Source organism: Chryseobacterium sp. Y16C (assembly GCF_022488405.1).
In the GTDB taxonomy this organism is placed as follows: Bacteria; Bacteroidota; Bacteroidia; order Flavobacteriales; family Weeksellaceae; genus Chryseobacterium; species Chryseobacterium geocarposphaerae.
Genome location: NZ_CP092711.1, coordinates 348,906 through 370,778, shown reverse-complemented (window position 1 = coordinate 370,778; position 21,873 = coordinate 348,906). Strand labels below are relative to the sequence as shown.

At 38.5% G+C, this 21,873-nt stretch carries 13 protein-coding genes; 2 read left to right on the top strand and 11 right to left on the bottom strand.

What is annotated here, in order from left to right:
• Positions 1-524 precede the first annotated feature (524 nt).
• Positions 525-4,292 carry a GEVED domain-containing protein gene (locus MKS83_RS01470; protein WP_240581670.1) on the top strand — a complete coding sequence of 1,256 codons (3,768 nt, stop codon included), beginning with the start codon at positions 525-527 and terminating at the stop codon, positions 4,290-4,292.
• Between the two features lie 97 nt (positions 4,293-4,389).
• On the opposite strand, the gene MKS83_RS01465 is transcribed toward MKS83_RS01470, so the two are convergent.
• The 8 genes from MKS83_RS01465 to MKS83_RS01430 all read right to left on the bottom strand — a co-directional run bounded on the left by MKS83_RS01465 (position 4,390) and on the right by MKS83_RS01430 (position 11,321).
• Positions 4,390-5,580 carry a DUF3570 domain-containing protein gene (locus MKS83_RS01465; RefSeq protein WP_240581669.1) on the bottom strand — a complete coding sequence of 397 codons (1,191 nt, stop codon included), beginning with the start codon at positions 5,578-5,580 and terminating at the stop codon, positions 4,390-4,392.
• Between the two features lie 24 nt (positions 5,581-5,604).
• Entirely contained in the window at positions 5,605-5,832 is a 228-nt protein-coding gene (locus MKS83_RS01460) for a DUF4266 domain-containing protein (RefSeq protein WP_153394610.1), read from the bottom strand.
• A 42-nt stretch (positions 5,833-5,874) separates the two neighbouring features.
• Entirely contained in the window at positions 5,875-6,801 is a 927-nt protein-coding gene (locus MKS83_RS01455) for an FAD:protein FMN transferase (protein WP_240581668.1), read from the bottom strand.
• A 6-nt stretch (positions 6,802-6,807) separates the two neighbouring features.
• On the bottom strand, positions 6,808-7,254 hold the full coding sequence (locus MKS83_RS01450; protein ID WP_240581667.1) for a thioredoxin family protein: 447 nt from the start codon (positions 7,252-7,254) through the stop codon (positions 6,808-6,810).
• A 69-nt stretch (positions 7,255-7,323) separates the two neighbouring features.
• On the bottom strand, positions 7,324-7,713 hold the full coding sequence (locus MKS83_RS01445; RefSeq protein ID WP_240581666.1) for a hypothetical protein: 390 nt from the start codon (positions 7,711-7,713) through the stop codon (positions 7,324-7,326).
• Between the two features lie 41 nt (positions 7,714-7,754).
• Entirely contained in the window at positions 7,755-10,262 is a 2,508-nt protein-coding gene (locus tag MKS83_RS01440; RefSeq protein WP_240581665.1) for a cation-translocating P-type ATPase, read from the bottom strand.
• 71 nt (positions 10,263-10,333) lie between these two features.
• Positions 10,334-10,798: a heme-binding domain-containing protein gene (locus MKS83_RS01435; RefSeq protein WP_240581664.1), complete on the bottom strand. Its 465-nt coding sequence runs from the start codon at positions 10,796-10,798 to the stop codon at positions 10,334-10,336.
• Positions 10,799-10,943: 145 nt separating this feature from the next.
• Positions 10,944-11,321 carry a hypothetical protein gene (locus tag MKS83_RS01430; protein WP_240581663.1) on the bottom strand — a complete coding sequence of 126 codons (378 nt, stop codon included), beginning with the start codon at positions 11,319-11,321 and terminating at the stop codon, positions 10,944-10,946.
• A 697-nt stretch (positions 11,322-12,018) separates the two neighbouring features.
• Between MKS83_RS01430 and MKS83_RS01425 the strand changes: the two genes are divergently transcribed.
• Positions 12,019-12,561, top strand: a complete 543-nt coding sequence (locus tag MKS83_RS01425; protein WP_240581662.1) for a hypothetical protein — start codon at positions 12,019-12,021, stop codon at positions 12,559-12,561.
• Between the two features lie 414 nt (positions 12,562-12,975).
• Here MKS83_RS01425 and MKS83_RS01420 read toward each other — a convergent pair whose 3' ends face one another.
• From MKS83_RS01420 to MKS83_RS01410, 3 genes are all read right to left on the bottom strand, one after another.
• Positions 12,976-13,518 carry a hypothetical protein gene (locus MKS83_RS01420; protein ID WP_240581661.1) on the bottom strand — a complete coding sequence of 181 codons (543 nt, stop codon included), beginning with the start codon at positions 13,516-13,518 and terminating at the stop codon, positions 12,976-12,978.
• Positions 13,519-13,707: 189 nt separating this feature from the next.
• The gene (locus MKS83_RS01415) at positions 13,708-20,358 is read right to left on the bottom strand and encodes a beta strand repeat-containing protein (RefSeq protein ID WP_240581660.1); all 6,651 of its coding nucleotides are present in this window, start codon (positions 20,356-20,358) and stop codon (positions 13,708-13,710) included.
• Positions 20,359-21,534: 1,176 nt separating this feature from the next.
• On the bottom strand, positions 21,535-21,843 hold the full coding sequence (locus tag MKS83_RS01410; RefSeq protein ID WP_240581659.1) for a GIY-YIG nuclease family protein: 309 nt from the start codon (positions 21,841-21,843) through the stop codon (positions 21,535-21,537).
• Between the last annotated feature and the right edge of the window lie 30 nt (positions 21,844-21,873).

Here is a 21,873-nt window from a genome sequence, read left to right as displayed (position 1 = left end):
ATTTTTACTGGTTTTAATAATTCTTTTCATATTAATCATAATAAGAATAACGATTTTAGGGTTGAATTCATCAGAAATCTACAAGCTGATGATCAGGAAAAACATTCTGTCTGAAATTAATTATTAAACAATATAATATTCAAGTCTATTCAGGAATTTAATTGGTTAATATCTTAAGCAATTCCTAATTACAATATTAATGAACAAATTTTGTTCAGATTTGAAAGATATGCTTATAGTTACACCTTCCTTCTTTAAACCCTATCCTTAAATTTTGGAAGGTGTTTTTTAAACACAGTCGTTTTTCTCAAATTTTTCAAATCATTAATCTTTAAATCTATTAACATTAAATATTATTGCCTATGACAAATTTTTAACATGACCAACACATCGCAGTGTTACAGACTATTATTAATCTGGATAATGATATACATATTACTGTATATGTCTTATCCGATAGATTATACCTTAAAAAGTTTGATTAATAATCTAATCAAATTATTGTTTAATTAATAACGTATACTATGACGAAAATTTACTTATTTTTTTTGGCAGTTTTATTATCAATACAAAGCTTTGCCCAGCAATATCAGGTGGCAGGTACCTGTACAATGAGCTTAGGAACCAATACTTATGGGCCTATGTACAGTACAGCTACATCCACTGCTACAAGCAGAGTTGCTGTAATTTATCCCGCTACACAGCTTACAGGCGTAGCCGGTCAGGCTTTGACCGGAATATATTTTAAAAAGATAACTACCGGTAACATGACCGGAACTCCTAATTTCAAAGTTTATCTAAAAGAGACTTCAAGTCTGGATTTCGGAGCAGCAGCCATTGACTGGGCAACAACCATTACAGGAGCTACTTTGGTATATGACTCCAACCCTGTAGCTGCATCTACAGGAGCAGCAGGTTGGAAGCAGTTTATCTTTTCAAATAATTTCACGTATTCAGGGGCACAGAATCTTATGGTTTTGATGGAATATACAAATACGGGAAATACAGTTAATACAACCTGGGAATATGAATATACATCGCCTTGCGTGGTTACGACAAATAATAATACGACCAAGTATATCAATAATACAACAGGAACATTAGGTACTTCTTTAAGCAGCTCAAATTACAGAAGACCGTTCATCTCATTTTCCCACGTTCCTGCTGCTCCGTGTACAGGTGCAGTAACAGGAGGAACAGCAGTGTCTTCAGTCACTAATGCTTGTGCAAATGTACCTTTCAATTTGTCGCTTACCGGTGCTACAATGGGAACAGGAATTACTTACCAATGGCAAAGTTCGCCTGCAGGAGCAAATACTTTTACCAATATAGCGGGAGCAACTTCTATTTCCTATACAGTAGCTAATCAAACGGCAGCTACCGATTACCGATGTATTGTAACCTGTACCAATGGTGGTAGTACTCAAAACTCCAGTGTTGTTGCTGTAGGACAAAACTCAGGTATGGCTTGTCTTAATTATTGTGCAGCCGTAAGTGCAGGAGGAACAGGCACATTCATTAATAAAGTGCAGTTTGGTACTATTAATAATGATTCTTCGGCTTCTCAGCCTACGGCTTCTCCTTATTATACTTATTATCCTGCTGCTACAACCACTGTAGCAATGGGAACTACTCAGAATATAAGTGTAACAATAGGTCCTGCAGGAACTTATACCGGCGCGATAACTTCAGTATGGATTGACTGGAACCAGGATGGAACATTAAGCTCCACCGAACATTTTTATGTGGGACCGGGAAGTGGCTCTGCCGGTATACCATCCGGAACAACAGTAACAGTACCTGTCAGTATTCCGGTAACAGCTGTGGCGGGAATTACCCGTATGCGTATCAGAACCAGAGGAAATGCCAATCAAAATCTGCCTACGGATGCTTGTAGTACCAGTTTCGGATCTGGTGAAACTGAAGATTATAATATTACTGTTGCTCCTGGTATCCCTTGTTCCGGTTCGGTAATAGCGGGCACGGCATCTGCATCTGCTACAAGTATTTGCGTAGGTGTACCAGTTAGTTTAACTCTTACTGGTGCTACAATCGGATTAGGAGTTACTTATCAATGGCAGAGTTCGCCTGCAGGTGCTAATACCTTTACCAATATAGCGGGAGCAACAGGCATCTCCTATACTGTTGCCAGCCAAACCTCTGCTACTGATTACCGTTGTGTGGTTACTTGTACCAATTCCGGCCAAAGTTCTACATCCAATATTGTTTCAGTAGGGCAAAATGCAGTAACCCAGTGTTATTGTACGCCTACTTATACCTATGGTTGTAGCTCCGGAGATAATCTAAACAGCTTTGTAATTACGGGGGCAGGTACTTCTACGATCAGCGATCTGAATACTGGCTGTAACGGATCAGGGTATTATGATAGAACTGCCGCATTCACTCCTGTGAATCTTATAGCCGGACAATCTTATCCGGTACAAATCAATACCACCTATACTTCTCCATCTTACGAAAAAGCAAGTATCTGGATTGATTTCAACGATAATGGAGTGTTTGATGCTGCTGAAAAATTACTGACGGATCTCTCGTTGGTAACCAGCCCTTCATTTGCTACGGCTAATATTGCTATTCCGATTACTGCTCAGGCTGGTGTTCACAGAATGCGTGTGCGTGTAGTATATAGTACTACCAATGTTAATGCCTGTGCTAATGCTTCTTATGGTGAAACCCATGATTATTTGGTCAATGTACAACCTTGTACTACTCCTACCCCTGTGGTAACAGTGGTTTCAATTACTCATAATTCAGCAAGTGTTAACTGGTCTCAGGATGCAATAGGTGCAAATACTTATGAACTCAGATACAGACCTGTAGGTTCTGGTGGAGGTTGGCTACCTGCTGCAGGACCAATACCTATAGCGGCAATAGCACCGGGAGCATTACACTCTCAACCTCTTACAGGATTAGACCCGGCTACTTTATATGAAGTAGAAGTTGTGGCTCTTTGTGGCACAACAAATATGGGATCTTACTCACATAATGAATTTACCACCAAATGTGACCCGACTCCACCAAACGTGACCGTTACGAGTATTACCGCGAATTCAGCAATGATTAACTGGTCGCCATTGGCAGCAAGCGCTACCTATGAAATGAGATGGAGAAAAGTTGGTGATCCATGGCCGACTTCAATGACGCCTTTACCTAATCCGCCTGCTAATTCTTCTTTACTTTCTCCTTTGGATCCTTATACAGAGTATGAAGTTCAGGTAAGAAGTACATGTGTGAATTCAACAACACCTAACCCTTGGTCAAGTTTGGTAAGATTTACTACAGAGAGAACCTGCCAGATTCCGCCGCCGGGATTAACTATTCTTGAACTGAAGCCAACAAGTGCTAAAGTACAGTGGGATCCTTATGTAGGTCCGGATGCTACAGGTAAATATATTTTAAGATACAGAAAAGTAGGAACTCCTGGATGGACTACTGTTCAAGTATCGAATAATATCTATATTCTTACGGATCTATTAGAGATGACTAAGTATGAAATGGAAGTAGCTAACGTTTGTAGCGGTACACCGGGTAATTTTACTTTACCATACTATTTTACCACTCCAACAGTGATCTATTGCCACATGGGAGCTAATACTTCATCAGGAGAATATATCTCCAAAGTGACAGTGGTTCCTAATGGAAAACCACAGATGATAAAAGCTTCTGCAGGTTCAACGTATACCGATTATACTACTGATCCTCTTGCTCAGATCGAATTGATTCAGGGTTCAGTGAACAACCAGCTAACGATTGATAAAGTAGTAAGCGCAGATGCAGGAGTGGTAGCATGGATCGATTTCAACAGAAACGGAGAATTTGATATCAATGAAAGAATTTTGGTATCTAATCCAAGTACTGCAACAACAGCAACAACTACATTCAGTGTACCATCCGATGCTTTTGTAAGCAATGTAGATTACATGTATGTAGTGATGAGAGTAGCCTTAATGAAAGGAGGAATTCCGGTAAACTGTACCAACTTCGACAATGGAGAAGTGGAAGATTACTCGATAAGAATCTCTAAGAAACCGGCTGCTAACTTACTGAATCAGAATGACATCTTGATTTATCCTAACCCTGTAAGTACAGTATTGAATGTTAAGAATATCAGCAAACGTGCTAACTATAAGATTTATAGTGCAGCAGGTCAGTTGATTTCAAGTGGAATCATCTTAAATAACAAAGTAGATGTCCATGCGTTAATCAACGGAATGTATGTGATCGATATTCAGGATGGCTCAACTTCGGCACAGAAGAAATTCATCAAGGAATAAGAAATCATAACAACGATTACTTTTTAAAGTAGAATCAGCTCTCAGAAATGAGAGCTGATTTTTTTATACTTATAAAATCTTTTATTAATAATCAACCTTATTTGAATCTCAGGTTTAATGAAATAATATCTGATTTCATTCCAACAGATTTTGTATAATGCCCATATCTGATTTCCAGCATATTCAGCCTTTCCACTCCAAATAAACCATTTTTCGGACTGATTCTGATTCCTGCTCCATAAAAGTTACTGTTAAATTTCGAAAGGTCATAATTACTCGTATAAAAGTCATCAAAAGCAGTATGCTGCTGATAAGGTGCAAAATATTTAGCTGCTGTCTGAGAATAATATCTGTAAAACGGACTTACCGAAACAAAAGGCGAAATTTTCACCGGTGTTTCCAGACTGAATGTATTGGACTTCAACCCCCAATCGTCGGTATAATAACGATAATACGCTCTCAAAATAACTTTATCCCCCAGGAAATAATTCGCTTTTATCCCCAAAGGAATTTTAAATCGTTTATCAGGCAAAGCTTCCTGATGAACTGAATTGTCCGTAAAGTAAACACGATGGAAAGGCAAACTTAAATATCCTGTCTGCTGAACTCCATCCGCCAAAAATTCAACCTGAAAATTCTGGTTGATGATCTGTGAATAAGATAGGGACAGTGCAAAAGTATTTCTTCCGCTGGTTCCGTAGTTTTCGTGTTCCCCTCCTGTGCTTCCATTTGTTCTAAGCTCAATCGGGGCAATCAGTTTTACCTGATCGAGATAAGCCTGAAATTTCGCTGTAAACTCCCCCATTCTATTTTTTGTTTTTTGCGAAAAGCCGATATTGGCGCCATAAGACTGATAATCAAACTCTGTTGAAAACGAAACTCCAGCCATTAAAGTGGTTCCCTTCGTATCATTTTCCCGACTCCAGCTAAGAGCAGGATAAATTCTATTGTCTGCATGGGAAGCGGATGAATTGGCCTTTAAATCTATCATATCGGAAGAGGCGGAAGTATAATGATCTATCCCCACGCTGAAATTGAATTTATTTTTTCTGGCATTTTTATCATATTTTACCATTGTTACATCAATGGTATTAGAAATGTCAGTTAATTTTTCGGTTCCTATTCCGCCCGTAACCGCCGAGTTATTTCCATCCTGCTTATAATAACTGGACACCAAATTAGCTTCATCAAAACTAAGCTTTTTAGGCTGTTCATTATTTGAGTTTTCCTGTGCTTTTGCGTTGAAAATTCCGAAAAGAGCAAAAATGCTTATTATAATTTTTTTCATTTTAAATCACACTTAAATTTTACTTTAATTACAACCGCATCCGCCTCCCACTTTCCCTGCATTGGCTCCCGAAGAACCTTCTCTGTAGGATTGAAAGCTGAGTTCTGTTTTTTCAATGGTTCTGTTTCCCAACACCATTTCAGCATCATTAAGTTTATTTTTTTCATATTCTTTTACGGTTGTGCAAGAATGCATTGAACCAACCAGGAAAATAAAAAAGCCTGTTATTATTATTTTTATAAAATTTTTCATTTGAATTGAATTTGTTTTAGTTATAAAATGAAATCTAAAACTTCATTTTAAATTAATATTTTGAGAGGAATATATATTGTCCTGATCATCGATAATGATGCATTCCAGATGATTGATCTGGTTTACCATATTAAGTGACGCATCAATTCCCATAATGCTTACAGGAGTTGCCATTGCATCAGCAATTTCTGCATTAGGACAAAAGATGGTAACACTTTTCACCCCCGAAACAGGCATTCCTGTTTTTGGATTAATGGTATGAGAATATTTTTTCCCGTTGATGACCACGAATTTTTCGTAATTCCCAGATGTTGCTACCGCCATATCAGTAATATTCATGTAAGAAAATGGTTTTCCGGCGTTATCAGGATCAGCAATTCCAACCGTCCATGGTTTTCCGTCTGCCTGATTTCCCCAGGCTGTTAAATCCCCTGATGCATTTACAATTCCTGATTCTACACCTCTATTCTGAAGAAGTCTTTTTGCCATCTCCGCTGCATAACCTTTCCCAATTCCCCCAAAACCTATTCTCATTCCTTTTTCTTTCAGGAAAACTGTTTGATTGTGATGGTCAAGAATGATGTTATGATAATTAACCAATTTCAGATGTTTTTTGATCAGTTCAGGATCAGGAAGTTGTTGCATCTGCCGGTCAAAATTCCAGAAGCTTTTGTCGATTCCACCGTAAGAAATATCAAAATATCCGTCTGTAATTTTACTGATTCTCAAACTTCTTTCAATTAAACCAAAGATTTCCCCATCTACTTTCACAGGCTTTATGCCTGCATTTTTATTGATAAGATGGGTTTGGCTTTCGTCGTTGAAAGTAGTTAAAAGTCTTTCAATCCTCCGAATTTCGTCAATAGCTGCATCAATATGCTGATTAGCCAAATTTTCATTGTCACTTACAACGGTAATTTCAAAAGCGTTCCCCATTAATTTCTGAGGTCTTTTGAATTCTCTCAACATATGATCTTATTTATTTTGGTTTTCTTTAATATCCCGTACTTCTTTGGTGAAAGCTAAAGCATTTTCAGATGGAAGCCCTTCCCAGCTTTTCAAAACCTTTCCCTCCGAATTCAATAAAAGGGTGTAAGGAAAAAGTCCTTTCGGATTATATTGATCAGCAAGCGATGCATTTTCTTTTTTCAATTCCGGAGAAAGCTGATTCTTTTTGTTTCTTGGAAAATCTGCATTGATGTAAACAGCGATATTTTCTGTTTCCAGCTTTTTAAATTCATCGGTTTCAATGATATTCTTATGAAGTTTGATGCATGGAATACACCAATCTGAACCTGAAAAGTTCAGTAAAATAAGTTCTTTATTTTGGGACGCCAGTTTTTTGGCACTTTCCCAACGACTCTGCGCTTGAATGCCAACAGCGAATACAACCATTAATATGGCTGAAAATAGTGTTTTCATTATTTAATTTTTATAATGATTTTAGAGAATAAGATGTTGTTTGATTGTAGATCAATCAAATTAAATAGATTATATGGACAAAGATTTCGGTGGTTCCCAGACCGATCCTGTAAATCCTTTGTAACAAAAATCTTCATCTTTTGAAGGAATTTTATGAGATTGTAATGGTCTGAAACTTTCAGCCTTTGCTTCAAAACAAAAGCCTGGGTGAATCGTGAATATCAAAGTTAATGGTGCTGAATGAATTACAAACGGCAGTTTCTGATCTTTGCCATAGTCTCCGTCTTTAACGGGATTTTCATAATGGGTTTTCAGAAACGCTGTAAGAGACATTTCCGGATTCAACTTTTTGTGTTCCCAATAATGTTCTATCAAAGTCGGAATTTTCAACAGCTGATATACTTCAGTTGTTGAAATTAAATACAGTGACAATAACAGTATGGAAATCAATTTTTTCACAAATCAAAATTATAAAATATTTTATTAGGAATCATTATTTTTTATTTCCTTTCCAAAAGCCTTTTTAGAAGCTTATAAATCTCAAACCAAAGCACAGAAACTGCAGCAGTAAGGAATGTTAATCCTAATTCTTTTACTGTAAGAGGCGCTACACTAAAGAATCCTGATACCGGCTTCACATATAGAATAACAAACAATAATACAAGAACCAACGCGGAAATACCTACTAATAAATAATTGCGATTTTTAAAACTTTCAAAAATACTGTAATGGAAAGATCGATTTACCAAACTCAGTAAAATATTCGCAAATATTAAAGTACTGAACACCCAAGCTCTTGTTGTAGGCTCATCATTCCCCAGGTGGACAGAATGTTGATATATCCATAGTATTCCTGCTGTGATAACCAGTCCCTGAATAATACTTACCATAAGCTCTCCCCAGTTCAGAAATGTATCTGTAAGCACTCTTGGAGGCCTTTGCATTGCATCTTTTTCAATAGGCTCATTTTCATACACAATGGAACAGGTAGGTCCCATTACCAGTTCAAGAAAAATAACATGAACCGGAGTAAATATGTGAGGGAATACCCATCCCAGGAATAAAGGCAAAGAAACTGTAAGGATAATGGGAATATGAATAGAAATAATATACTGAACAGCTTTTTTGATATTGGCATAAATTCTCCGCCCCGCAGCAATTCCTACTACCAGCTTTTCAAGATCATCATTCGTAATGACGAGTGCTGCTGCTGATTTGGCAATTTCGGTTCCTTTATTTCCCATTGCGACTCCTATATGGGCAGCTTTTAATGCAGGTCCGTCGTTCACACCATCTCCCAACATGGCCACTACGTTACCTTGTGCTTTCAGCGCATTCACCACTTCAAGCTTTGCTTCAGGAAACATTCTTGTAAACAGAGTCGTTTTTTCAGAAAGCTTCATTAAATCATCTTCTGAACTTGCGGTGACCTCACTCCCATTAACAGCCGGAGCATTATTGATAATCCCGGCCTGCAATGCAATGGCCTTTGTGGTATCCGCATTATCCCCTGTAATTACCTTTACCTTAATCCCTGCGTTATAAATATGCTGAAGAACTTCTTTTATTTCTTTTTTTGGAGGATCATAAAATGCGGTCAGTCCTAAAAATTCAAAACTAAAATCCTGCTGGTTTTCAGGGAAATTATTTCCTTCGAAATGAGATTTGGCAACTCCAAGAACCCGATATCCCTTTTCACCAAATTCTTTTACAATATTTCTGATTTTATTCTTTTCCTCTTCTGAAAGTTCAGAAACAGTAAGAATTGCTTCAGGAGCACCTTTTGCCGCAATAATTCTCTCTTTTTGTTCATTTTCAAAAAGATGGGTCATCATAGGAGGTTTTCCTTCCAACGGATATTCATGAAATAACTGATAATTTTTTCTGTCGTCAGAATCCTGAGTCTGCTCATACACCTTATGTAAGGTTATTTCCATCGGATCAAACGGAACTGGCTCACTGCTCCACATCGCATAATCAATAAGTTCATCCAGCTCTTTTGTCTTGAAATTCTCCTGTTCATAAATCGTATCAGACTTATAATCATAAAGATGCTTTAGCTGCATTGAGTTTTCCGTAATTGTTCCCGTTTTATCTGTACATATCACTGTAACACTTCCCAACGTTTCGACAATACTGCTTCGTTTAATAATAATTCCTTCCCGCATCAGCTTCCAGGCACCCAAAGCCATAAAGGTGGTAAAAGCTACAGGAATTTCCTCAGGAAGTACAGACATCGCCAAAGTCAAACCACTTAATAAGCTGGTCACAAAGTCTTCCGTTTTAATATAGCTGAAAATACATACCGCCAAAAAAATTATCAGTCCAATAATGGCCATACCTTTTACAAAATTCCGGATCTGGAGCTGTAAAGGAGATATTTCTTCTTTTATTCCTAGTATAGACTGCCCTATTTTTCCTACTTTGGTTTCTTTTCCTATTTGTTCTACCTCAAAAACGGCAAGACCGGAAACAGTAATTGTTCCGCTGTATACTTTATTATCTTCTGATTTGCTGTCTTTAAAAACAGAAAAGCTCTCCCCTGTAAGTGAAGACTGATTAACGGAAAAATCATTGCTATGTACAATGGTACCATCTGCATTGATCAAATTTCCTTCTTCGGTAATACAGAGATCTCCCACAGCAATTTCAAAAGTGGGTACTTTAATAATCTTTGAATTTCTTATAACCGTACTTAAAGGCTCGTTCAATTTTTCAAGTTCTTCCAGGGCCTTTTTACTTCGGTTATCCTGATAGAAAGAGATAGCCGTTACTCCTATTATCGCAACCAACATAAATAAAGCCTCACCATAGTCACCTATGATTACATAGATAAGTGAAACACATATCAATAAAATAAGCATGGGTTCTTTCAGAATATCAATAAGCATATCTGCCCATGTTTCTTTTTTAACCGCTTCCAGCCGGTTATATCCGTATTTTTTTCGGGAAGCTTCCACTTCCGCTTCTGTAAGACCTTTGAGATTTTCAGGGATATTATAATTCATGTGAAATGGATGTAGTATTAAAATTACTGAATGTTTTTGTCATAACAGAATAATATTGATGATTTTAATTATTAATTGATCTCCTTTTTAACCTGAACCACCCATTTTTCTATTTCCGATTTATCCGTAGAAGATAATTTTGCATTATGATGGATTATTGTATACGAGCTAAGCGGCATTTCTCCCTCTTTAACGGTTTCGACAATTTCATCTAATTTCTTCAATTTTCTTTCTTTAGTATAGGTATTAAATTCATCAAAATTCAAATGCCTCTTCCCTGAATTGACGTGATCTGCCAACCACCATTTTACCGGCTGTATATTACTATACCAGGGATATGCCGTATTATTAGAATGACAATCGTAACAGCTTGTTTTTAATAAGCCCTGTACGTGGGATGACACCTGATAATGTTTTTCAATTGCATTTTCAGAAGGAGTGGCTGATATATTTTTATCAGTATCAAAAAGCTGAATGACAAGCAATAACAAAAAGATAATTGCTATTGATTTTATTATTAAAGACGACTTTTTCATTATTTATTATTTTATTGTTGATTAATTTTAACTGGGATAAAAATAAACCTCTGAATATAAGGTTGTGATACATCTGCAATTTACAGATCTATTCAAAGGCCGATACAACTTTCCAATCATTGATTGGAAATACAAATTAAATTGGCTAAATTTTCGGGGGTTCCCAGATAAAATCGAGTATTTCTTTATGATAGAAAATACTTTTATAAAGTGTTTTCATAACGTCAAAAAAACAGCTTATTTTCTCCGTACAATGAAAGTCTAAAATTGAATTGATAACAAAAACTACCGAAAGCAGATGGTTATGTGATACAAAAGGTAATCTTTTATCCTGATCAGAATCATTATCCTTCACCGGATCACCATAGTGAGCCTTCAGAAAAGCATTAAACGACATTTCAGGATTTAAGTTTTTATGCTTTAGGTAATGCTCTATAAGAAGCGGCATTTTCAAAAACTGGTACAGTTCAGTTGTAGAAACCAAATAGAATGATAACAATAATATGGAAATCAGCTTTCTCACACTACCAAAATTATAAAATCTTCCATTAAGAATGATTTTAAATTAACATTGTACACACTACCATAATAAACGAAAAAACCTCTTCAAAAGAAAGAGGTTCACACAAAAACATGAAAAATCCCGAGATCGGGTGTGTATTTTAAGAAGTTACTAATTACCAAAATACTCGCTTTGTGTATGTACTGTATTTTTTATATTTCTATATTCTTATTTGATGATTATATTACTAAATCGTCTGCAATTTTATAAAAAACGTTTTTCACTTTCAAGTCATCAATAGAATGATTACGGTAATTATTCCATGTTTTATACACAAAATAAGCAGAAGAAATAAAGATTTTTTCTCTAAAATTACATGCTCTAAATTCTGTTAATTTTATTCAAATTTTTTCCGAAATCCTTCAATGCTATAGTTGTCTAAATCATTTACTATAAGTAATCTTGCAGCGAAATGATATGTTTTTTAGTAGGGGATACTAAATACACGGTTTAGTCATGGGTAGCTTAATAAAAAAGCTACCCTTCTAAAACTAGAACACTATGATGAATCTATAATATAAATTTTCAGCTGCTATGAGCATGAAGAAATCTTCTTTTCTGATGAATAGCAAAAGAAATATTTGATCAAGTAAAGCAGATAAAATGCCTTGATGAAACATTGAATAAACACTGAGAATTCTAAAACAATTTCTTACCAATGGATCGACAAATACGAAAAAAAGAATTTTTGTTAAGAAGTTATATGTACACCTCTGAAGCCGAAAGAAAAACCTACTATGAAATTCCTCCGAGAAAAAATTTCACCAGTATAATAGGCATTCTTATTACGCTGCTTTTGATCAGCATTTCAGTTCTGACTGTCTTGAAAAACCTATTATATATTCAAGATTTTCATTTTTACATCTTGTTGTTTTTAAGCATTTCAATAGTGATTTGGAGAATAAGCCTGTTAAAAGTTATTCTCTTGGAAATATCGAAGAATACGTTATTGATAAAATACGCTCATCCTCTCAAAAAAAGCCATTATGAACTGCCTGCTTTAGAAATTCCTTTACATAAATTAAAATCATTTAAAATAACAAGGGAATTTTTTGTGTATTATTTGGAAATAAGCCGTAGAAGTGAAAGAGGAAATGGGGTAAAGAATTTTTATTTCCGTTTGGGACTTCTCTCGGAAAAGCAAATGGCAAACATCAGAGAAATCATCTATAGCATTGATGATGAAATTATAGGAATATAAACTATATATATTTTAAAAGATCTTATAATACCTAACGGATTCGTTTTTCATAACTATTTATATAAAAAGCCGTATATCAGTTCAGATATACGGCTTTTGTATGTATTAATCAAAAATGTCTGGAAAATAAACTTTCCATTTGCTGTCATGCTGACGAAGGAAGCATCTTTCATTATGAGATCCCTCGGTGCCTCGGGATGACAGCATGCTCTTGAAAAGAGTTTCTTTCCCCGGGATGACAGCCTTTGTCATATTGAGCTTGTCGAAATATCTTTTCCTTTCATCAACCGATCCTTCAGCTGTTTCGCTACGCCGCACGCTCAGGATGAAAGGGTTTTCGATTACCGCTTTGTCATGCTGACGAAGGAAGCATCTTTTCATAAGATCCCTCGGTGCCTCGGGATGACAGTGGTTTCATGGTTTCCAAAAGCTCCATGCCGTACCATTATATACCGCAAGTTGTTTTTTTACCGTATCATACACCATCATTCCCGGTGAAGGATTGATAATATTAAGATGAGGACTGGCTACTTTAGGCAGAATCATTGCTTTATTGGTGTCAGAAAGCACCAGAATCCCATTGGTGGTATCCGTTGATCCATTAACACCGATCACCGTTTTTGCGGTGGATTGCTCTGTTTTGTTTGCTCCCTGTATAGAAAGGTCAGCAGTGCCTATAGTCGCCGATGTAGCATCATCTTCACTAAGGTTCACCCATACTCCGACATCTTTCAGGTATTTTACTTTATGATCTGTGGTATCATAAATCATGCTTCCTTCTGCTGTTATACCGCTTTTATCGGTTATATACGGAAGCACTAAGCCTCTGTTTTCCGTATTGGCAAACTCTAAAGAAACTGATGTATTACTCACAGCCTGTTTCCCGACTGCCACCTGGGATTTCGCCGTTATTCCGGCCAATACCAGTACAGATGTTATAATATTTGTTGTTTTCATTTTTTAATGTTTTACTCATTAGTAATCCGAACAATAATTGTCATGCTGACGGAGGAAACATCCTTTCCATCATGAGATCCCTCGATTTCCTCGGAATGACAGACTACAGACAATTTGTTTTTTAAAACCTCATAGGTTTTTGAAACCTATGAGGTTTGGTTTACGGCTATTAACCGTTATCATTCTGCTTTAATCCGGGCAGGTTTGTGTAGATATGCAATACCAACCAAATGTTGCTCCGTTGTCTGTAGAGGTGTACATCTTCATACATTTGTTGGTGGTATCATATACCATCATTCCTTCTACAAAGTTGGCCGGTGCAATTCCTACAGGATTACCTGCTGAGAACGCCACCCTGTTCGGTACAAAAGCTTTGGTTTTGGATTCCAATGCCAACCAGCCTCCTTTTCTTACCATAGGCCAGTTGTCGGAGATGGCTCCAGCTCTGTTAAGAGCGGTAATACCCATTTTGGTGTCTAATGAAGTCCCTGCTAAGATACCCGGCTTATAGCATAGATTACAATTCTGATCTATGGCAACACCAAATAAAAAGTTAGCATAATTTTCTGCTGCGGTATAATTAAAAGAAATTGAGCTGTGTACACCTGGTACTCGTACAATAGCATACCCCTCTCTTCCTGTAATCTGAGTAGGTGAATCCCATGTTACAAAACCATTACTTCCATTAGAGCCTGACCATAATACTTCTATTGGTTGACCAAATGTTACCGGAACAGGCGCTACACCTGCATTACCAAGAGATGAGAATATTAATATTGGATCTTTTATTGGAGAAGCAAAAGTGAGTGTATTATTAGTTATCTGCGTATTTCTTATTACACTATGAGCTGTTCTCGGAAAGCTGAATATATCTCCGGCAGACTGAGAGGCAGGGAAAACATTATAACTATCAAATATCTGCGCGGATGTCAATACCGGACTATTACTTGCATAAGTATATCCAATACCGTTTATCGTTCCTGTTGCTGTATTACCAGCAGTTGTAACTGGAGAACTCCAAACAAACTTAGGCAGACATTGAACTTCCTTAACTCCATAAGTGATATATTGTAGGGAAGGAGATGTATTAAAATTATAATTATGTATCCACTTTCCTATTTGATTTATTCCCGATACTGTTCTTACATTCACGGTAAAGTTTTCATCATCTGCAATTATCATCACTACATCATTTAACAAACCGAAATCTACTCCATAGGCAGATAAATCTGCTTCAAAATATAGATTATCCGGTATATTTTTACGCTGAGACAGCCAAGTCCTTTGAATTCTCTTATAGATATTTCCAGAAACTGTAATGTTATTAAGAGCTGTTGCTGTAGCATTATTATCTCCAAGTAAGAAATACGTTTTATCCTGAGCAAAACCTGTACGTGCCGCATCCTGATTCGGATTGACGAAATCATTGGTTGTTGCCACGGTAAGAATGGTTCCTGTATTCACACTTTTTGAGACTTTCTGTTCCAGAATCTCAATATCATCTCTAGTTACCCCGAAAATATTATTGTTATAAGTAACATTAGAAGCGCCGTTCCATACTATATTTCCGTCTGTATCCAGGTAGTGTTCTGTATTTACCTGTCCCAGTGTAATACCATACTTGATTGCAAGATACGAATCTACCCTTCTACGTTCCGTAGCAGTAAGAGTTCCCGCACCATAGACAATAGTTTCCCCGATATGCCCTATGAAACCGGCATTGTCACTACCATTACCTGAAAAAACAGTATTTCCGAACATATGTCCTCCATATTGAGCATTTACCGCTGCATAATTAACGGCTGTATTCATTGCAGCACCGTTTAATCCTTTCGCACTCGTTGTATTGGTATTTTTGAAATACATGATACTTGGAATAGCAGTATCAAACGCAGGATTTACTCCAGGGAATTGTGTACCTGCACCATAAGGTCTTCTCTCCAAATTGGTTGTATTAGGGAAAATTCCGAAGGCATCCCAGTTGGCAGATCCGGTAGTCGTATTGTCCATACCAACACTGAATAATCTAGGATTTCCTCCTCCGGAAGCCAGACCTTCTTTAGTCAGGGTAAATACATCATAATCCAGACTTGTCAGGGTACGTACCGTATTATTTCCTAAGGTTTGTGTTCCTACCGTGAAATTAATTCCCGGGTTAAAGTTGAAATAATTGGATGCTCCCAATACATATTTCGGTAAGGTATTTGTTCCTAACTGCGCTACTGTAGTTCCGTTCCAAACATCTGTCCATCCGGTAACGTCTGTTGCAGCACCTGTGTTGGCCACATTTTTATCAGCTCTGTACCAATAAGATAGTCCATTCGCAACTCCTCCCGGAGCATTTCCGAAACCTGCGAAAGTAAAGAATTGTCCATTCCCCAGCGTAACGTTTGCGGTGTTATATACTACTCCATTTACAGTAACCTCTGTAATCATAGGAGTAAAAGTATCTGTTCCGTCGAAAACCGCATCCGGAGATTGTACCAGATACAGATTCTTCACGCCTTTAGGCCATGCCACCGTTACGGAGCCTACACTTCCCGTATTCTGTACTTTCCAGATCGATTCAAAACGGTAATTCGTTGCTCCATTAGAACCTGCAGTGTAAGCCAACGGCGTTTTTAGCCCTTGGAAAAGACCGTTATCCCCAGTCATCAGGAATTGCAAATCATTGGCTAATCCTGTGTTGTTGGCTGCGTTACTATCAGCAAATCCAGTTGTGGAGATTACAAGCTTTTGTGCGTCATTTACACTTCCCGCCTGCTTTTGATGTAATGCCGTGAAATCATCTTTCGCAAGACCGAAGATATTATTATTGTACCCTGTGTTAACCGTTCTATCCCATACTATATTACTATTAGTAGCAAGATAATTTTCATTCAAAGTAACCCCGTTCTTTACAGCCAGATAAGAATTTATTCTCGATTGCTCATTGGCAGTTAGTGTATGGTTATACCATGCAATTTCCATAATATCTCCAGGGAAAGCCCCGTTAACATCCCATGTAGCATACCCTAATCTTAGATTATTACCATAAATCTGGAATTTATTAGTAGAGGCAAACCCTGAAAAAGACTCGTAAGAACCGTTCAATCCTAATCTTTTTTCTCCTCCTGCTATTGTTGAAGTTCCTCCGTTTGCGGTATTATTATTAGCTATTGCCGAATATATATTCGAAATTCCATTATTGAATGGCGTAGAAAAATCTGATGATGTTGTATCCTGCCAGAATTCATACTGTCTTGGTTTTCCTGCTGAGGTAATTGAAACTCCAGGTTCAGCAGCATTCGCAGGATCATTATCAATTCCTATAATACGTCCCCCTGCGACAGAAGTTGGTCTTACTGCCGAGAAAATAGAAGTATTTGTATTGGGCAATTCCACATTCCCCAGCGGGTTCATTACTGAAGTATTATTATGAAAATACTTAGAAGCTGAATATCCTGTAGTATACGGATAGAAATTGTGGTTTCTGTCTGCTGCTGATAGGGTAACTCCTCCTACGTTCGGAATATTGTCAGCATTATTAGAATTGTCTTTCCATGCATTCGAAATGGTTCCTGCATCATCTGATTTTACCCAGAAATCCACACCCACTACCCCTCCGGGTGCCTGTGCAAACCCTGCAAAAGTAAAGTACTGCCCGTTCCCCAGCGTAACGTTGGCTGTGTTATAGACTACCCCGTTTACGGTTACTTCCGTCACCATTGGTGTAAAGGTATCTGTTCCGTCGAAAACAGCATCCGGAGATTGTACTAAATATAAGTTCTTTATTCCTTTAGGCCATGCCACTGTTACAGTTCCTACACTATTGGTATTCTGTACTTTCCAGATCGATTCAAAACGATAATTAGCGACCCCGTTAGACCCCGCTGAGAATGCCAATGGTGTCGTAAGACTTTGCTTCAGACCGTTATCTCCTGCTAAAAGGAATTGCCCATCTGTCAACGTATTGGCATTTCCTGCATTGGTATTCGCCAATGTACTTCCAGCTCCTATGATCAGCTTCTGATTAGGATTTTCACTTCGTGACTGTTTCTGGTACAACGTGGAAATATTATCTCTTGCAATCCCCAAAATATTGTTCTGATAGGCTGCAGAAGTACTCCACACTACTGTATTGCCGGAGCTTACATAATCTCCTAACAAGGTTGATCCCCATTTAACGGATAAATAAGAATCCACACGTGCTTTTTCTGATGCTGTAAGAGGAGTTGCAAATACAATCGCTTCATTCATCTGCCCATCGTGGCTTCCCCAGTTGGTATCACGACCTATTCTGAAAACACGCGTTGTGGCATTATCTGTTGTATTTACATTTAGAAGAGTATTGTTATAAACTGATTCATTACCGTCTAGCCATACTTTAGCTAATGGATTCGATGTAGTAGCTCCTGCAGCATTAAGCCATGAAGATCCAGCTACGAAAGGCTTTTTAGCAGCAAACAAGTTTGTTGATAAAGTAGTATATCCACTTCCTGCTGTATAGAAAAGTAATTTATCTGTAGTGGCGTTGTTCGAAATATGTAACCCAGGATAGTCCATGGTCTGATCAAATCCTGCCAGTCCTGCAGCACCTAAAGTATTCATTTTACCTGCAATATAGATGCTTCCCTGAGCACGGTTAATGATGGCATTTCCTGTTCCCGGATCTGCTGCCATAAAGCCTCCCTGCCCTGTTCCATGCCCTGCTGAGACAAAGCTCACCGTAGGGTTGAAGTTAGCCTGTGTACTCTGGTTAGAGAAAGTAGGCTGCTGTGCAGCGGTAGCCTGAACAAGGTTGTATCCTGTTCCCATCTGGTCATTCCACTGATTCAGCAGTGCATTATCAGCTGAGATGATGGCATCTGCTTTGTACCACACGGCGGCTGTTACCCCACCCGGAGCGGCAGCCATTATGTTTACTGTCAAATCACTTGTACTTATACAAGTACCTGTGGTCACGGTCCATCTGAAGGTATACGTCCCTTGAGTATTAAATCCTGTAACACTGGTATTGTAAGCCGATGGTGTCGCAATTACCGGGTCGGTAGCTCCTGCAGGCTTGGATAACAATGTCCATGCACCCGTGGCAACTCCCGGATTATTCCCGTTGAAAGTAGTCTGGGTAGTTCCTACTAAAGTTTGTGCAGAGCCTGCATTGGCACCCACCTGCCCAGATACGAAGATAGAAAACTGCCCCTCTAAAGAAGTCCCTGAGCAGGCATACTCCTTACCTATAAAATCTCCGGCAGCGCCATTATTTGCTCTTATTTTAAAAACATATTCTCCTGGCATTGTAAGATTACCAATAACAGTAGATGTTTCGGTAAATCCGGGGGTTCCATAAGTTGGCGTTCCTGATCCTGCCGGTTTTGAAACTACACTAAAAGTGTATCGAGCATTATATTCCTGGAAATAACTGTTGTTTACTACCTGCTTATATACATCAGGCAACTGAATAGTTGCGGATACAATACCCGAACCAGAATAGCATACCGTAGTATTAGGTACTGATACATTTGGGCGATTACCATCGGATATATGTAGAAAATAAAAGTTATTAGTAGCACAAGAGCCATTTGAGAGCCTCACTTGAAATTTGTATGTGCCTACACTCCATCCGCCTGCCGGAGGTGTTACGGTAACACTCCGAGTTGCCCCTGATCCTGCTGTTGTGATACTCGGTGCACCACTGGGAGGAATGATTCCTGCTGTTGATACGGTGGTGGTAACGGTTGCAGGATCATCTGCAGGATTTAGTGTATAACGAAAAGTAATTGGAACTGTGCTTCCCGCCATACCACACTGTACCTCTCCACCACTACCTGCATAAGAATAATATTCCATTTGTTCCGGATCAGAAGCTACTATAAAAGTTGCCAATCCAGGAGCAGCTCCATTGTTGGTAAAGGTAATTTCAGGTGTAGTATAAGTTCCTGATGAATTGCTAACTGTTATTGTGAATTTATATACTCCTGTAGCACTTGCTCCTGTGAAGCTAAGCATGCCATCTTCTATTCTTGCATATTGGATATTCCCTCCGGCAGGCTGACTGTTTACATTCATTGTAACAGTGGTTCCGTAGCTTGGATTACCTGCTGCTCCCGACTGTACCGTCGAAAAGATGGGTGAAGTATTACTAAGATAAATATAAGTAGAACCAGTGCCAAAACAGCCCGAAGAGTTCGGAACTACAATTTGTGGATTGGGTATAAATCTAATAATTGCTGTATCCTCATACCAGCAATTAGGGTTGTTAATAGATGTAATCCTAAGCGTTACCACATAGGAAGGATCAATATCATGGTTTGCTTTTTTGATCAGACTGAATGTTGTGGTAGCCGATGTTGTAGAGCTGAACTGTGAATTTTGAGTAATTTTCGAATTAAATCGTTGGTAATTCCAAAGATTATATGCTGACCATGATGCAGTATATCCATCAGGCACTACGCCGTTTAGCGTAACAGTACCCGTGGTAGCATTAACATTGGTAATATCCGGCCCTGCGGTAAAGGTAGATACCTCTCCCGGCGCCGTAATGGTCACCTGTGAGGTTACCGTCCCGGAAGGGCTGCAGTTCTGTGCCACCTGAAATACATAATTTCCCGGTGAGGTCATTCCCGTCACATTGGGAGTCAGGGAGTTTACATTACTAAACACCGGATCGGGTGCCCCCGAAGGCTTGGAGACGAGTGTCCAGACCGGTGTTCCGCTCGTACTGCCCGACGAGCTTCCCTGTAAGGTGTAGGAAGTACCACATATCGTGGCATTTCCCCCCGCATTTATGCTACATTGTGCGTAAATAATCATATTCCCCAGAAAGAGCAATACGATTAAAAAGAGGTTTTGTTTCTTCATACTTTTGATTATTAATTTTAATGTTGTTTTTTCGATAGACAGATCCCTCTCGATTCCTCGGGATAACGCGACTGTCATATTGAGCTTGCCGAAATATCTTTTCTTCATCAATAGATCCTTCGGCTGTTCCGCTGCGCTCCACGCTCAGGATGACAGTGGATATTAATTATCGTTTTGTCATGCTGACGAAGGAAGCATCTTTTCGTTATGAGATCCCTCGATTCCTCGGGATGACAGAGTGTCCTTTGAAAGAGTTCCTTACCTAGGGTGACACGACTGTCATATTGAGCCTGTCGAAATATCTTTCTCTTCATCAACAGATCCTTCGGCTGTTCCGCTGCGCTCCACGCTCAGGATGACAGTGGATATTAATTATCGTTTTGTCATGCTGACGAAGGAAGCATCTTTTTATTATGAGATCCCTCGGTTCCTCGGGATGACAGAGTGTCCTTTGAAAGAGTTCCTTACCTAAGGTGACACGACTGTCATATTGAGCCTGTCGAAATATCTTTCTCTTCATCAATAGATCCTTCGGCTGTGTCGCTGCGCTACACGCTCAGGATGGCAGGGGTTGACAATTATCACTTGTCATGCTGACGAAGGAAGCATCTTTTCGTTATGAGATCCCTCGGTTCCTCGGGATGGCAGAGTATCTCTTAAAGAGAATTCTTTTACCAGGATCACGCTTGTCATATTGAGCTTGCCGAAATATCTTTCTCATGAGATCCCTCGGTTCCTCGGGATGACAGAGTGCTCTTTAAAAGAGTTCCTTACCTAGGGTGACACGACTGTCATGTTGAGCCTGTCGAAATATCTTTTCTTCATCAACAGATCCTTCGGCTGTTCCGCTGCGCTTCACGCTCAGGATGACAGTGGATATTAATTATCGTTTTGTCATGCTGACGAAGGAAGCATCTTTTTATTATGGGATCCCTCGGTTCCTCGGGATGACAGAGTGTCCTTTGAAAGAGTTCCTTACCTAGGGTGACACGACTGTCATAATGAGCTTGCCGAAATATCTTTCTCATGAGATCCCTCGGTTCCTCGGGATGACAGAGTGCTCTTTGAAAGAGTTCTTTTCCTCAGATGAAAGTAGCTTATGGATGGCAACCCATTATGCCGGAGATTCTCTTATTTTATTGAACCATTGAAGACCTTTTTTTACCTTGTTAATTCTCATATTTCATTATTTAAAAATTTCCATTCAGGATTAAATTCATTGATTAGTATTTCTTTCTTTTCCCTTCTCCATCCTTTCAGCTGCTTTTCTCTCTTGATAGCTTCATCTATATCTTTAAAATCTTCATAGTAGATCAGATGACAGCAGCTATACTTGTGCGTGAAATGCCGGGTAACCGGATCTGGGTTTTGGTGCCAGTATAACCTTTCTTTCAAGCCGTTGGTAACACCTATGTATAAAACCGTTTTGTTTTTGTTGGTAAGGATGTAGACATAGTAATTATGTGTTCCTTTGGTTTTATACATGGTTTTCTTTTTTATAGATCCTTCGGCTGT